This is a genomic window from Streptomyces sp. bgisy130 (genome assembly GCF_057708345.1).
In genome coordinates this window covers 18,080-30,901 of sequence record NZ_JBYISA010000005.1, presented here as the reverse complement: position 1 = coordinate 30,901, position 12,822 = coordinate 18,080, and the positions used below count along the sequence as shown (strand labels likewise).

Sequence of the window (12,822 nt, the reverse complement as noted above, 5' to 3'; positions counted from 1 at the left end):
GGCTCAGCCGCCGGTGCCGCCCCTGGCCTCCCGGATCTCCTGCACCACCCGGGCCGCCGTCTCCCGTACAGCCTCGGTCTCCATCAGAAAGTGCCACCAGTCCGGATGGCGCCCCTCCAGGCCCGCGACCGCCCGGTCCAGCCGCGCCACCGCATCGTCCAGGGGGCCGGCATGCCGCGGATCGGGGGTGCTGCGCCCGCTCATCGCCAGCCGCTGCGCGTCCCGTACGGCGAAGCGGGTCCGCTCAACCTCCTTCTGCCGGTCGAACGAGACCGCATCGAGTCGCTGTAGCCGGTCACCGGCCGCCGACACCGCCTCATCGGTGGTGTCCAGCAGCGCCCGTACGGTCGCCAGCCGGCTCGTGGCATCCGCCCAGCGCTGCTCGTCCCGCGCCTGCTGCGCCTCCCGCAGCTTGACCTCGGCCTGCTGGACGGACTGCGCGGCCTGCTCCGGCACCTGCTGGAGGTCCTGCCAGCACGCCGCGCTGTACCGCCGCCGCAGCTCGCTGAGGACCGGGTCGACCTTCCCGGCACGCGTCGTGATCGCCTGCGCCCGGGTCCGCAGCGACACCAGCCGCTTGTCGATCTCCGCGGCCTTCCCCGGCAGCCGCTCGGCCTCGGCCCGTACGCCCTCGGCCTGGCGCAGCACATCGTCGGCGCGCCGGATCGTCTCCTGGACGCCATGCTGCCCGGCGCCCTGATTGAGCTTGGTCAGCTCCGGCCCGAGCGCCGCCAGCCGGGCCGCGAGATCATCGGCCTGTAGACCCTGCGCACGGACCGCGTCCAGCGCATTGCTCGCCGCCAGCAGCGCCTGCCGCGCCCGCTCCACGGCCGGTGCCAGCCGCGCCAGCTGCGTCTCGGCGGACTGAAGCAGCGGCCCCAGCCCCTGCGCGAACCGGTCCAGCTCGCCCTTGACCCGGTCCAGCTCCTGCTTGGCACGGGTCAGATCGGCCCGCGCCCGCGACATCGCGGCTCCGTCGAGGTCGTCCCGGTCCAGATCGTGGGAGTCGACCGCGGTGATGTACCCCTGACTGACCTCGTCGATCCGCCGGCCGAAGCCCTCGTACTCCTGTGCCGCCTTCCGCGCGGGCGGCGAGGTGTCGACGGCGGTGATCGTCTCTATGGAGATCCGCAGATCCCGGTGCGCGGTGTCCAGCTCGTAGAACGACGCCGCCGCGGCATCCTTGGCGGCCTGCGCATCGGCCCGCTGGCCTTCCCCCCGCCCGAACCAGCGACGGGTCCCGCCACCCGCGAACGACCACGGCGCCATCGCCACCACCAGCGGCAACGGCAGCAACATGAGCGCCACCACATCCCGGACCGGGCCCCCACGGCTGCGACGGCGTGCTCGCTGCTCATGCGGCTGAGTGTCTGTCGCCGTCACTTCCCTCTCCCGATCGGATCGCCCCAGGACCGAATGTCATTCTCCCACTCACCGGAAACGAACACACCGGCCGGTAAGTTCGCCCTTCGCGCATTGGTTTGCAGTTCAGCCCGGAAGGCAAGGTAGTCTGTCGGCTCGGCCAGGGCGCATAGCTCAGCGGTAGAGCGCTGCTCTTACAAAGCAGATGTCACAGGTTCAAATCCTGTTGTGCCCACAGAGAAATAGCAGGTCAGAGGGCCCTTCGTGCGGATGCGCGGAGGGCCCTCGGCTGTTGGTGCACATGCAGTGCAGCGCGCATGGCAGCCGGGCGTCCCGGCCGACACGCCGGCTCGCGGGCCGCCGCCCCGCCGTCCCCGCTCGCCGGCGTCGAAGCCCGTACGCTGGCGAATGTGACGCGTGTGATCGTGGCGGCAGGCGGTGGCGGCGATGCGGTCGCCGCTGTGATGCTGGATGCGGCTCTCTACGGGGGCGAGACGCCGGCGGTGGTGTTCTCCTACGCGTGGGACCGGCTCCTGGTCGACCCGGTGCCGGGGCCGAGAGGGCCGGCCAACTTCAGGGGGCTGCGTCCTCTCACCCGCAGCGTGCCGATCGTTCCTGCCGATGCCACGGCGATCGCTCCTGCGGGGTCGACGCTTCCCCGGCTGGCCGCTGAGCTCCGGCAGACCTTCGCGCTCATTGATCCGCACCACGGCACCGAGGGAATCGTTCGCCAACTCGAAGAGCTGGTGCAGTACTTGGAGCCGGAATCCGTTGACCTCCTGGATGTCGGCGGTGACATCCTCGCCCGGGGGGACGAGCCCACGCTCCGCAGTCCGCTGGCCGATGCCCTCACCCTCGCGGCGTGCTGTGAACTCAACTTCCCGGTGCGGCTTCTGGTCGCCGGACCCGGCCTCGATGGCGAGCTTGCCGCCGAGGTGCTGCGCGACCGTCTGGGGCCGGTTGCTGTGACTCTCGGCGCGGAGCACGTTGCGCCCGTCAGCCCGGTCCTGGAGTGGCACCCCTCTGAGGCCACGGCCATGCTGGCCGCCGCCGCGCGGGGTGCGCGCGGCCGGTGCGAGGTCAGCGGCGCCGGTGCGCCGGTGCCGCTGACCGATGAGGGGCCCGTTGTGTACGAGGCCGATCTTGAGGAAGCGCTCCACCGGAATCAGCTCGCCGGGGCCATCCTCGCCACGGAGAATCTGCACCAGGTCGAGCAGTACAGCCGGGAGATCTGCGGCTTCTCCGAAATCGATGACGAACGGCACCAGGCCGGGCGGCTCGGCGGGCAGGCGCCGCCGGCGATCGATCCGGAAGCGGTACTTCGGCAGCTCGACGATTTCGAGGCCGATGCGCGAGGGCGCGGCATCACGCACACGACATTTCGCCGGCTCACCGAAGCCTTGGGGCTCAGTGGTACGCAACGCCTGGAGCTGAGAGCTCTTCTGCTCGGCAGCCGCCCGGAGCGATATCAGGCTCCGCTCTGGCGCATTCCGTCCGGAGCTTGAGCGATCACGAGCCAGAGCTTGGTAGGCAGGACGTGCGACGGGCGGTGATGAGGGGTGGGGGCCCGCCGCAGGCGTTGTTGTTCGCCGTGCGGGTGCTGTGTATCGTCGCAAGTAGTGGCTTGAAGTTTCAAGTACTTGTTCGCGGCCTCGCGGGGCCGGACCCGACCTGCGAAAGAGCGGCTTCTGATGACGTCCCCCCTCGGCACTCTCGCGTCCTCGCGCCTCGACATCTCCACCCGCCGTGCCCCCTCTCCGACTGGTTACGACGCCGGACTTCTTCTGCTGCGCCTCGCGCTCGGACTGACCATGGCGACCCACGGCGCCCAGAAGCTGTTCGGCTGGTTCGGCGGGCCGGGGCTGGACGCGACCGGGCAGTTCTTCACGATGAGCGGCTATCCGGCGGGCCGGACGATGGCCGTCGTCGCCGGGCTGAGCGAGGCGCTCGGCGGGCTCGGGCTGGCGGCCGGGCTGCTCACGCCGCTGGCCGCGGCCGCGGTCGTCGGCACGATGATCAATGCCCTTGCCGTCAAGTGGGGCGGCGGCTTCTTCGCGCCCAAGGGTGTGGAGTACGAGCTGCTGCTGACCGCCGGTGCGGCGGCCCTGGCGCTGACCGGGCCCGGTCGCTACGCCGTCGACCGTCTGCTGCCGGGGCTGCGCTCCCATCGGACGGTCCACGGCGTGATCGCGCTGGTGCTGGGTGTGGTCCTGGCAGGCGGGGTGCTGCTGGTACGGAAGTGACGCCGGGACGAGTCCCCGGAGAGGCTGCCTTGCCCCGTGCGCACCCGGAGTGCGCCGCGGACGGGACGTCTGCCGGCCGGCTACCGGCCGGCAGGCCCTGGGCAGGGGCGGGGTGTGCGAGGTAGGCAGAAGTAGGGGTGAGCGGCGGCGCCACGGCGGTGTCGCGGCCGGGAGAAACGGAGAACAGCTCCATGTCCGTACGACGTCTGAACCACGCGGTGCTCAACGTCCGCGATGTGAAACGGTCGGTGGCGTTCTACACCGAGGCCCTCGGGCTGACGGTGGATGTCGAGATACCGGGGCGGGCCGCGTTTCTCAGCGCGCCCGGCTCACTCAACGATCACGATCTGGGGCTGTTCGCGGTGGCGCCGGACGCGCCGGGCCCCGGGACCGGGCGGGTCGGGCTGTACCACCTGGCCTGGGAGGTCGGCACGCTCCGCGAACTCGTCGCGGCCCACACCCGGCTCACCGAGCGCGACGCCCTGGTGGGGTCGACCGACCACCTCGTCGCCAAGTCGCTGTACGCCAAGGACCCGGACGGCAACGAGTTCGAGGTGATGTGGCGGGTCCCGCGGGAGGACTGGCCGGGCCCGGACCAGCCGGACCGGCTGCTGCCCCTCGATCTGGCAGCGGCGCTGGAGCAGTGGGGGCCGGACCGGGAGACGGGCGCCGCGGCGGGCTCGGCGACCTGAGGGCGCGGGGTCAGGTCGGGCGGGCCCGCGGTTCCTCAGCTTTCTGGCGCGGTCCGCCCCGGCGACTCGGCTCGCCCGGCCCGCTCCGCCCAGCGCTTTTCGACGCCGGACAGGCGCCAGTACGCCAGCGCCGCGGCCCACACCACCACGAACAGGCCGACGATGATGAAGCCGACGTTGTCGAGGTCGAGGCCGGAAATCCAGCCGGTCAGCGCGTCGTTGAGGCCGAGCTTGTCGTGCAGCACCGTCACCAGCTCGATGGTGCCGATGAAGAAGGCGACGGCGATCGACAGGCCGGTGATGGTGAGGTTGTAGTAGACCTTGCGCACCGGGTTGGCGAACGCCCACTGGTAGGCGAAGTTCATGAAGGTGCCGTCCAGGGTGTCGAACAGGCTCATCCCGGCGGCGAACAGCAGCGGCAGACACAGGATCGCGTACCAGGGCAGGCCCGCCGCCGCGCCGCTGCCCGCCATCACCATCAGGGTCACCTCGGTCGCGGTGTCGAAGCCGAGCCCGAAGAGGAAACCGAGCGGGAACATCTGGCCGGGGCGGGAGATGGAGCGGGTGAACCGTCCCAGGAAGCGGTTCATGAAGCCGCGTGCGTCGAGGCGCTGCTCCAGCTCGGCCTCGTCGTAGTGGCCGTCCCGCATCCCTCGGAAGACCCGCCAGATCCCGGCCAGCGCGATGAGGTTGAGGGCGGCGATGAGGTAGAGGAAGGTGCCCGAGACGGTGGTGCCGACGGTGCCCAGGATCTGGTGCGTACGGGACTCGTTGTTGAGCAGCGTGCCGGCGAGCTGGGCGCCGCCGGCCACGAGGGCCGCCATCATCACGACCACGCTGGAGTGGCCGAGGGCGAACCAGAAGCCGACCGAGATGGGCCGCTTGCCGTCGGCCATCAGCTTGCGGGTGGTGTTGTCGATCGCGGCGATGTGGTCGGCGTCGAAGGCATGCCGCATACCGAGGGTGTACGCGGTGATGCCGAGCCCGACGCCGAAGACCTGGCTGCCGACGGAGTAGTGGTTCGGGACCACGAGCAGGAAGAGCACGCCGAAGGCCACGACATGCAGCCCGGCTATGACGGCCATCAGGCCCGCGGTACGGACGGTGTCCTGCCGGCGCCAGCGGAATGCGGCGGGGGCAGGGGAGTTCGGGGTATCGGTGGACAGGGCCATCCGGACGGTCACGCTCCAGCACCTCGTGGATCAGTTCGTGAGATGCCGTGGCCGGTCTCCTGGCTTAGGGGTATCACCCTGCTCCTTTAGAGCTTGGGGAAGGGTGCCCGCGTCCGCCCCCGCCTTCCCGGCCGCGGGCTGCGGTCAGTGGCGCCGCGGGCGCGCCAGGCGCCCGCGGAAGGGGTGGAAACTCCCCGATCACAGTGGCGAGGGCCGCTCCGGGCTGGGACCACAAGGTCCGTCACCGGCTTCCCGAACACCACGGCCCGGCCACTCTAGCCGCCGCCCCCGTGGCACGAGGTGTGTGGGGGTTTTCCGCCGTTCGCGGGGGCGCCCCTCAACGGGCCGTTCACAGAGGGCCGGTTGCGGTGGGCTGACGGTCCCGGTGGGTCAGTAGTCCAGGGACGAGAGGAAGGTGTGCAGTTCGTGGTCGAAGAGCGGGGTGTTCTCCAGGTTGACCATATGGGCCGCACCCGGTATTCGGACCCTTCGGGCGCCGGGGACGGTCAGGGCTATCGCATGGGCGTTGGCGGAGATGTCCCGGCTGTCGAGGTCGCCGTCGAACACGACCGTCGGCACCCGGACCTCCCCGAGGCGGTCGGCGGCACCGACTTCGAGGGGCATTCCGGCGCCCATTCCGTCGGCATGGACCTCCACATTGGCCGCGGCCGAGGCGCGCATCCGTTCGCGGAATCCCGGGTGCACCGCGGACGGCTCACGATGCGGCCCGTCCACCCATATCCGCAGGAAGTGCTCGACATACCGCTCCGCGCCGTCCGGTTCGCCGATCGCCGCCACCTGCTCCTTGATGTGCGCGAGGACGAAGGGGTCGGTGAAGGCCCGGCCGCTGATTCCCGGGGAGGCGAGCGCGAGGGCCGTCACCCGGCCGGGGTGGGCGAGGGCGGTGTCCAGGGCGACCCGCGCGCCGTGGGAAAGGCCGACGAGGACGGCGCTGGGGACATCGAGGGCGTCCAGCAGGGCACACAGGTCGTCGTGATGGGAGAAGTCGCCGGTCACGGTGGACGACAGCCCGTGGCCACGGGCGTCGTAACGGATCGCGCGCAGGCCGGAGTTGACCAGCCAGGTGAACTGCTCGTCCCACATGTGCTGGTCGAGCATGCCGCCGTGCAGCAGCACCACCGCGGGGCCCGAGCCGGCCGTCTCGTAGAACAGCTCGCCCTCGTCGATCGGCACGATGCCGTTGTCGATCTCGGACCAGGCGGTGATTCTCTGCGTCATTCTCCTGACCGTCCTTTGTGCATGAGAGGGGGCGGGGCGGGTCTGTCGTCGTGGCCTTCGGGGTTGCCGTTACTACGGTTACTGCCGTTACTGGCTTTACTGCGACGACTGTCCCGACTGCCCTGACTGTCGGTTTCCTCCGGTGGAACGCGCGGGCCGTTCGCCAGGTGCCGGAATTCCGCACCGAGTCGGTCGAGTACGTGCAGCGTGGTGCGGACGTCTTCGGCGGGCAGGTCGGCCAGCCGCTGCCGCAGCTCCGTCGCCTCGAACTGCTGGACCCCGCGTATCGCCGCCGTGCCTTCGGTCGTCAGCCGGATCAGGGGTGAGCGCCGGTGGGCGGGATTCGGGGCCGTGACGACCAGGCCCAGCTCCGCGGCGTGGTTCACCCAGCGCTGCACCGGCTGGCGGTCGAGCCCCATCGCACGCGCCAACTGCGGGACCGTACGAGGACCTTCGGTGCGCAAGGCGTCCAGGAGTGCGTGTTCGCCGGCGGTCATGCCGGTGTCCGCCAGCTCGCGCTCCACCGCGCGCACGACCGTGCGGTGCAGGGGCCACAGGCGTCGGATGACGTCGTACAGCAGATCTTCGGTGGCCGCCGACCTCCCGGCGCGCTCAGCCTCGGTACCCCTCACCGCAGCCCCCTCAGGTCCCTCGGCATCCCCATCGGTGTCCGCATCGACGTCCGCATCGACCTCTTCAACGACCTCTTCATTGACATCCCCCTCAATGACACTCGTGATGTCATGATGACACTGCTGATGTCGTTTGGGAAGGGGCCCGCCGCGGAATGGAGTTGAGGGGGTGGATGGGTGTGATGAGGCTCGTGTGGTCGGGGCGAGGAGAGGTGGACGGCGGATGAAGGTCGGTCTGTTGCGTGCGGTCGGGGTCGCCACGGCGGTCTACGGGGTGGCGGTGACCGCCGTGCCCGCTCTGCTGGCACGGCCCTCGGGGCTGGTCGGCGAGGAGGGGCGGACCGAGCGGGCGACGCGCACCTCGCTGCGCCCGCTGGCCTGGCGGGATGCGGTGAGCGGGCTGGCGCTGGCGGTGGCCCCGGAGGGCCCGGCGCTGCGCACCGCCGCGTATGTGCGGATCGCGGCCGACTTCGGGGACGCCGTGCTGCTCGGCGCGACGCTGCCCGGCCGGGACCGGAAGCTGGCGGCGGTGGCGGTGTCCGTGGGGTGGGGTGCGCTGTCGGTGGCCGGGCTGCTCGCCGGCGGGCGGCGGCGGGAGGTTATGAGCCCGCCGGCGGCAGGGCCTCTTCAGGTGTGAAGGTGATGACGAGGTCGGCGCGGTCGCGAGTGGCCGCCACCACCCGGGCGTTGGCCTCGTCCGAGGCGTGGACGAAGCGCTCGGCGTCGGCGCGCGGGCGCCCGAAGCGCTCATGCCGGTCGACCAGCCGCCGGATCCGCTCCGGGGTGTCCAGGTCCACGTACCAGACCTCGTCGAGCAGTGCGCGGACCCGCGACCAGGGGGCGGAGTCGAGCAGCAGGTAATTGCCCTCGGTCACGATGAGCGGGATATGGGGTGCCACGGGGATGCTGCCGGCGACCGGCTCCTCGATCCGGCGGTCGAACGCCGGGGCATAGACCGCGCTGTCCGGCTCCGGTGCGCGCAGCCGCGCCAGCAGCGCCGCATATCCGGCCGGATCGAAGGTGTCCGGCGCGCCCTTGCGGTCCGTACGGCCCAGGCGGCGCAACTCCGCCTCGGCGAGATGGAAGCCGTCCATGGGGACGAGTGCCGCCTGCCCGGCCAGCTCCGCCACGACATGGGCGGCGAGGGTGGACTTGCCGGCGCCGGGCGGCCCGGTGATGCCGAGCAGCCGTCGCCGGGCGGGCGTCGCGGGCTCGGCGAGCCGGCGGGCGCGGGAGAAGAGTTGCCGGGGATCCATGGTGCGTCCATCGTGCCCGATCGGCGGCGCAGCGGCCGGAGGCGCCCCGACCGGCGGCCCGGCGCCGGCCGGCCGCGTCGGCAACTCGACGCAATCCTTCGCTCGCCGCCACGCTCCGCTCTTCCGGCTCGCGCCCGGCCTCCGTTTCTCAGCCGAGGTACTCCATCCCGTACTTGGCGCCGATTTCGTTGAGGCGGTCGAGGTCGGGGTGGCCGCCCTTCCGCATGACCGGGCCGGCTTCGCAGATGTCCTCCACGAACTCCTCCCAGCCGCCCGGCGCCGAGATCTGGAGGCACCGGGCGGGCGGCTGGGAGGCGTTGCGCAGGGCATGCGGTACGCCGTGCGGCAGCAGAGCGCACATGCCGGGGGTGAGGCGATGGGTGGTGCCGTCGAGGTCGACCTCCATCACGCCGTCGAGGACGTAGAGGAACTCATCGGCGTGGTGGTGGATGTGCGGGGGGATGTCGACGTCGAGCTGGTTCTCCAGGATGGCGAGCCGGCCCTCCGTGTCGGCGGTGCGGGCCTTGACGTCGCATCCGGGCGGCAGGGGGACGCGCCCCGGTCGCCGTTCGCCGGGCTGAAGTACGAGAAAGCGTTCCTTGGACATGGTGATCGCGGGTCCTCTCCGGGTCTGTCGGCCGTCGGCCGTCGGCCGTCCACCGGGCCGTCCGGGCCGTCCGGACACCTGGGCGGCGATGCGGCCGGTGCGGCCGGTGCGGCGCCGGTGCGGCGAGCGACGATATGGAATCGGAATCCGATTCCGTTTCACGAGCCTAGCAGTAGCATCGGCCGTGTGGCACCCACTTCGACCTCCTCCACGCCCCCGCGCAGACCGCGCGCCGACGCCGAGCGCAACCGCACCCGTGTGCTGGACGCCGCGCGGGAGGTGTTCCGCGCGCGTGGCGACGAGGCGCAGATGCCCGAGGTCGCCCGGGCCGCGGGGGTGGGGATCGGGACCGTCTACCGGCACTTCCCCAGCCGGGCGGCGCTGATCGCCGCCGTGGGGGAGCAACGCCAGGCGGAGATTGTGGAGTTCGGGCGCAGCCGCTGTCTGCCCAGCGCGGCCGCCGCCGACGGGCTGGCCGCCTATCTCGCGCACATCGGAGAGGTGCTCAGCGCCGAACGCGGGCTGTCCGCCTCGATCGAGGCAGCCTTCGGATCCACCGAACCGACCGGCGAGGGACGGGACCGGGCCGAGACGGTCGCGGCCCAGCTGCTCGCCCGTGCCAAGGAGGAGAGCACGGTGCGCGCGGATGCCGAGGTCGGTGATGTGGTGATGATCGTGTGCGGGCTGGCGGCGGTGATCCGGCACGACGCGGGGGACTGGCGCCGTTACCTGCGCAACGCCTGTGCGGGACTGCGGGCCTGACCGTACGGCCGCGGGTCAGGAGGCGGAGTCGGTCCGGTCCGCGAGGCCCAGGCGCCACAGGGACGTGACCTCGGCGGCGCGGGCCACATGGAGCGGGTCGGAGGTGTCCCGGGCGCGCGGATGGCGCGGGGTGACACCGAGCCGACCCAGGACCGTGAGGCCGGCCTTGGCGAAGGCGTCGAGGAGTTCGGCGTGCGGACGCAGCCCGAGGTGCTCCGCCAGGTCGGAGAGGATCAGCCAGCCCTCGCCGTCCGGTGTCAGATGGTCCGCGAGGCCGTTCAGGAAGCCGTGCAGCATGCGATTGCCCGGGTCGTACACCGCGTACTCCACGGGGGAGGTCGGTTTCGCGGGCACCCATGGGGGGTTGCAGACGACCAGGGGGGCGCGGCCGGCCGGGAACAGATCGGCCTCGATGACCTCCACCTGCCCGGCGACACCCAGGCGTTCGGTGTTCTCGCGGGCGCAGGCCAGCGCCCGCGGATCCTGGTCGGTGGCCACGATCCTGCGCACCCCGCGCCGGGCGAGCACCGAGGCCAGCACGCCGGTACCGGTGCCGATGTCGAACGCCAGCTCCTCGGTGGGCAGCGGCGCCTCGGCCACCAGGTCGACGTATTCGCCGCGGGCCGGGGAGAAGACCCCGTAGTGCGGATGGATGCGGTCGCCGCCGAGCGCCGGAATCTCGACGCCCTTCTTGCGCCATTCATTGGCGCCGATCAGGGCGAGGAGCTCACGCAGCGAGACGAGAGTGGTGGTCGGGTCCGCACCCGCCGTGGGGCCGGACGCGGGCGCGTCGGCGGGCTCGCCGGGGCCGTACGCCCGGGTGCAGGCCTCGCGGACATCAGGGGCGCGGTGCAGCGGGACGGCGAAGGTCGCGTCCAGGGGGACCAGCAGCATGCCCAGGATGCGGGCACGGTGATTCTGCGCGGCCCGGTGCAGATGGAACGCCTGGGTGACATCGGCGGGCGGCGTCTTGCGGGGGCGCCGGTCGATCCGGCGGGCCATCGCCGTCAGCAGCTGACGGGCGTTGTGGAAGTCGCCGCGCCACAACAGCGCGGTGCCCTCACAGGCGAGCCGGTAGGCGTCGTCGGCCTTGGTCCGGTCGTCCGCGAGGACGATACGGCGCGGCGGCGGGGCGCCGTTCTCGGAGCGCCAACGGGCGGAGCGGGGCTGGTCGGCCTCGGTCCATTCGACGACCGGCGGGTGGTTCACCGAAGAGTGCCTCGTGTGTGTGGTGGGAGCCCTCCCAGGGTGCCGCCCTCGGAGCGGCGCCGGTCCGGCGCCGGGGGAGCGGTGCGCTCGCAGGAGACGGTGGGCGGGGTGGTGGGACGGTTGACTTTACTCCGTATCGGGATCGGTCTCGGCCGCACCGGCACGAGGACGGGCGGCGGCACAGGGCCCGGCGTCAGCCGATGCCGAAGGCCCGGGCGTAGCGCACCGTGCCGCGCGGCGGTGGGGAGCCGTCCAGGGAGAGCGCCATGAAGGCCTCGTCCGGCCAGGGCTGCGGCGGCAGAATGCCGAACCGGGGGGCGGCCGGGGCGAACCCGAAGCGCGGGTAATACGGCGGATGGCCGAGCACGATCGCGGTCCGCTCCCCGGCGGCCCGCGCCGCCTCCAGGAGCGCGCGGATCACCGCATCGCCCGCACCGCGCTTCTGGTACTCGGGCAGCACCGCGCACGGCGCGAGCGCCACCGCGGGCACCTCGTCGACATGACAGCGGGTCAGCAGGGCATGGGCGGCCGGGGTGCCGTCCGGAGCGTTGGCCACATAGGACAGGCCGGGCAGCCAGGCCGACGGGTCGAGGCGCAGCGCGTCGACGAGATCGGCCTCCCCGGCCGACTCGAAGGCGGCGAGGTGGATCCGGCGGACGGCCGCGGTGTCCGCGGCGGTCTCGGGACGGGGACGCCAGGGGGCGGGGCCCTCGGCCAGGCCCCCGGCGCCGCGGTCGCCGGGCCCGTGCGCGCCGTCGGATGCGTGGATGCCACTCATGCCGTCATCGTCGCACCGGGGGCCGACGTCCGGCCAAGGGATTTCCGGCCCGCCGCCGCCCCGTCAGTGCGCCGGCTGGCGCTCCGGGCGGCGCATCAGGAAGGCGGCGGCCGAACCGGCGGCGAAGAGGGCGACGACGGAGAGGGCCGTGCTCATCCAGGAGGTGCCGAGCCAGTGCCCGCCGAAGTAGCCGAGGCTCACGCTGTAGGCCGCCCAGGCCAGGCCGGCCAGTGCGGACCAGGGGAGGAACTCGCGGACCGTACGGTGCGCGACACCGGCGCCCAGGCTGACCACGGAGCGTCCGGCGGGGGCGAAGCGGGCCAGGACGACGATGCCGCCGCCGCCCCGCGTCAGCGCCGTACCGAGTCGTTCCTGTGCCGTGGCCAGCCGGCGGGAGCGGCCGATGGCGCGGTCGAAGCGGTCGCCGCCGCGCCGGGCGAGCCGGTAGGCGACCATGTCGCCGAGCACGGAGGCGGTGGCCGCGCACAGCATCAGGGACAGCATTTCGGCCAGGTGGGCACCGCTGTGAACGGTGGCGGTGACCCCGGCGCCGCCGACCGCGTCCGCCGCCGTGCCGGTGCCGGCCGCCGTAGTGGCCGCGGCGATCACCAGGACCCCGCTGGGCAGGATCGGGACGAAGACGTCGAGAACGATCGAGATGCTGACGATCACATACACCCAAGGGCTGCCGCCGAGGGACCCCAGGCTTTCCAGCAACGTCCTTCTCCCGGTCCGAACCCCGCCGCTAAGTCGCTCGGTGCGGCAGGGGCGGCGCTACAGCCATACAGCGTACGCCTGGCCACGGTGGCCGAAAGGGTGGGGGTGGGATGCGCGGGAAGCGGCATTGGGTGCGCGACACCCGGGACGCGC

Annotated in this window: 13 protein-coding genes, 1 tRNA gene, 1 pseudogene and 1 riboswitch; of the genes and pseudogenes, 6 read left to right on the top strand and 9 right to left on the bottom strand. The window is 72.2% G+C overall.

Annotated features, from left to right (window positions below; all coding sequences use genetic code 11):
* Window positions 1–3 precede the first annotated feature (3 nt).
* Window positions 4–1,383 carry a coiled-coil domain-containing protein gene (locus tag AC3EUV_RS09050; RefSeq protein ID WP_432141751.1) on the bottom strand — a complete coding sequence of 460 codons (1,380 nt, stop codon included), beginning with the start codon at window positions 1,381–1,383 and terminating at the stop codon, window positions 4–6.
* 142 nt (window positions 1,384–1,525) lie between these two features.
* On the opposite strand from AC3EUV_RS09050, the gene AC3EUV_RS09045 reads away from it, so the two are divergent.
* The 4 genes from AC3EUV_RS09045 (at window position 1,526) to AC3EUV_RS09030 (ending at window position 4,297) form a co-directional block, all read left to right on the top strand.
* Window positions 1,526–1,597, top strand: a tRNA-Val gene (locus tag AC3EUV_RS09045).
* Between the two features lie 229 nt (window positions 1,598–1,826).
* Window positions 1,827–2,867, top strand: a complete 1,041-nt coding sequence (locus AC3EUV_RS09040) for a DUF1152 domain-containing protein (RefSeq protein ID WP_432141789.1) — start codon at window positions 1,827–1,829, stop codon at window positions 2,865–2,867.
* Between the two features lie 186 nt (window positions 2,868–3,053).
* Window positions 3,054–3,605: a DoxX family protein gene (locus AC3EUV_RS09035; RefSeq protein ID WP_435602607.1), complete on the top strand. Its 552-nt coding sequence runs from the start codon at window positions 3,054–3,056 to the stop codon at window positions 3,603–3,605.
* Between the two features lie 191 nt (window positions 3,606–3,796).
* Window positions 3,797–4,297 (top strand): VOC family protein, encoded by a 501-nt coding sequence (locus AC3EUV_RS09030; RefSeq protein WP_432141753.1) that lies wholly within the window; start codon window positions 3,797–3,799, stop codon window positions 4,295–4,297.
* Between the two features lie 35 nt (window positions 4,298–4,332).
* On the opposite strand, the pseudogene nicT reads toward AC3EUV_RS09030, so the two are convergent.
* From nicT to AC3EUV_RS09015, 3 genes and pseudogenes are all read right to left on the bottom strand, one after another.
* Window positions 4,333–5,491, bottom strand: a pseudogene (gene nicT / locus AC3EUV_RS09025) (Nickel transporter NicT).
* Window positions 5,492–5,501: 10 nt separating this feature from the next.
* A riboswitch (cobalamin riboswitch) is annotated at window positions 5,502–5,748 on the bottom strand.
* Window positions 5,749–5,859: 111 nt separating this feature from the next.
* Complete coding sequence (locus tag AC3EUV_RS09020; protein WP_435602606.1) at window positions 5,860–6,708, bottom strand: alpha/beta fold hydrolase; 849 nt, start codon at window positions 6,706–6,708, stop codon at window positions 5,860–5,862.
* A complete protein-coding gene (locus AC3EUV_RS09015) occupies window positions 6,705–7,340 on the bottom strand; it encodes a MarR family winged helix-turn-helix transcriptional regulator (protein ID WP_435602605.1) in 636 nt (211 codons plus the stop codon). The genes AC3EUV_RS09020 and AC3EUV_RS09015 overlap by 4 nt, the downstream gene beginning before the upstream one ends.
* 223 nt (window positions 7,341–7,563) lie before the next feature.
* Here AC3EUV_RS09015 and AC3EUV_RS09010 point away from each other — a divergent pair, with 223 nt between their 5' ends.
* A complete protein-coding gene (locus AC3EUV_RS09010; protein ID WP_435602604.1) occupies window positions 7,564–7,977 on the top strand; it encodes a hypothetical protein in 414 nt (137 codons plus the stop codon).
* Here AC3EUV_RS09010 and AC3EUV_RS09005 read toward each other — a convergent pair.
* Together AC3EUV_RS09005 and AC3EUV_RS09000 are read right to left on the bottom strand one after the other, a co-directional pair.
* On the bottom strand, window positions 7,940–8,596 hold the full coding sequence (locus AC3EUV_RS09005; RefSeq protein WP_435602603.1) for a nucleoside/nucleotide kinase family protein: 657 nt from the start codon (window positions 8,594–8,596) through the stop codon (window positions 7,940–7,942). The two genes, AC3EUV_RS09010 and AC3EUV_RS09005, sit on opposite strands and share 38 nt — an antisense overlap.
* A gap of 148 nt (window positions 8,597–8,744) precedes the next feature.
* On the bottom strand, window positions 8,745–9,203 hold the full coding sequence (locus AC3EUV_RS09000; protein WP_435602602.1) for a cupin domain-containing protein: 459 nt from the start codon (window positions 9,201–9,203) through the stop codon (window positions 8,745–8,747).
* A 186-nt stretch (window positions 9,204–9,389) separates the two neighbouring features.
* Here AC3EUV_RS09000 and AC3EUV_RS08995 point away from each other — a divergent pair, with 186 nt between their 5' ends.
* The gene (locus AC3EUV_RS08995) at window positions 9,390–9,965 is read left to right on the top strand and encodes a TetR/AcrR family transcriptional regulator (protein ID WP_432141759.1); all 576 of its coding nucleotides are present in this window, start codon (window positions 9,390–9,392) and stop codon (window positions 9,963–9,965) included.
* A gap of 15 nt (window positions 9,966–9,980) precedes the next feature.
* Here AC3EUV_RS08995 and AC3EUV_RS08990 read toward each other — a convergent pair whose 3' ends face one another.
* The 3 genes from AC3EUV_RS08990 to AC3EUV_RS08980 form a co-directional block, all read right to left on the bottom strand.
* The gene (locus AC3EUV_RS08990) at window positions 9,981–11,174 is read right to left on the bottom strand and encodes a methyltransferase (RefSeq protein ID WP_435602600.1); all 1,194 of its coding nucleotides are present in this window, start codon (window positions 11,172–11,174) and stop codon (window positions 9,981–9,983) included.
* A gap of 193 nt (window positions 11,175–11,367) precedes the next feature.
* Window positions 11,368–11,952: a GNAT family N-acetyltransferase gene (locus AC3EUV_RS08985; RefSeq protein WP_432141761.1), complete on the bottom strand. Its 585-nt coding sequence runs from the start codon at window positions 11,950–11,952 to the stop codon at window positions 11,368–11,370.
* A gap of 63 nt (window positions 11,953–12,015) precedes the next feature.
* Entirely contained in the window at window positions 12,016–12,669 is a 654-nt protein-coding gene (locus AC3EUV_RS08980; RefSeq protein ID WP_432141762.1) for a DedA family protein, read from the bottom strand.
* Window positions 12,670–12,822: the final 153 nt, after the last annotated feature.

What these genes read in the sequence shown, in the direction of transcription:
- AC3EUV_RS09010 (WP_435602604.1), top strand. Translation starts at nt 7,564, where the DNA reads ATGAAGGTCGGTCTGTTGCGTGCGGTCGGGGTCGCCACGGCGGTCTAC.
- AC3EUV_RS09000 (WP_435602602.1), bottom strand. Translation starts at nt 9,203, where the DNA reads ATGTCCAAGGAACGCTTTCTCGTACTTCAGCCCGGCGAACGGCGACCG.
- AC3EUV_RS09040 (WP_432141789.1), top strand. Translation starts at nt 1,827, where the DNA reads ATGCTGGATGCGGCTCTCTACGGGGGCGAGACGCCGGCGGTGGTGTTC.
- AC3EUV_RS09020 (WP_435602606.1), bottom strand. Translation starts at nt 6,708, where the DNA reads ATGACGCAGAGAATCACCGCCTGGTCCGAGATCGACAACGGCATCGTG.
- AC3EUV_RS09030 (WP_432141753.1), top strand. Translation starts at nt 3,797, where the DNA reads ATGTCCGTACGACGTCTGAACCACGCGGTGCTCAACGTCCGCGATGTG.
- AC3EUV_RS09005 (WP_435602603.1), bottom strand. Translation starts at nt 8,596, where the DNA reads ATGGATCCCCGGCAACTCTTCTCCCGCGCCCGCCGGCTCGCCGAGCCC.
- AC3EUV_RS08985 (WP_432141761.1), bottom strand. Translation starts at nt 11,952, where the DNA reads ATGAGTGGCATCCACGCATCCGACGGCGCGCACGGGCCCGGCGACCGC.
- AC3EUV_RS09035 (WP_435602607.1), top strand. Translation starts at nt 3,054, where the DNA reads ATGACGTCCCCCCTCGGCACTCTCGCGTCCTCGCGCCTCGACATCTCC.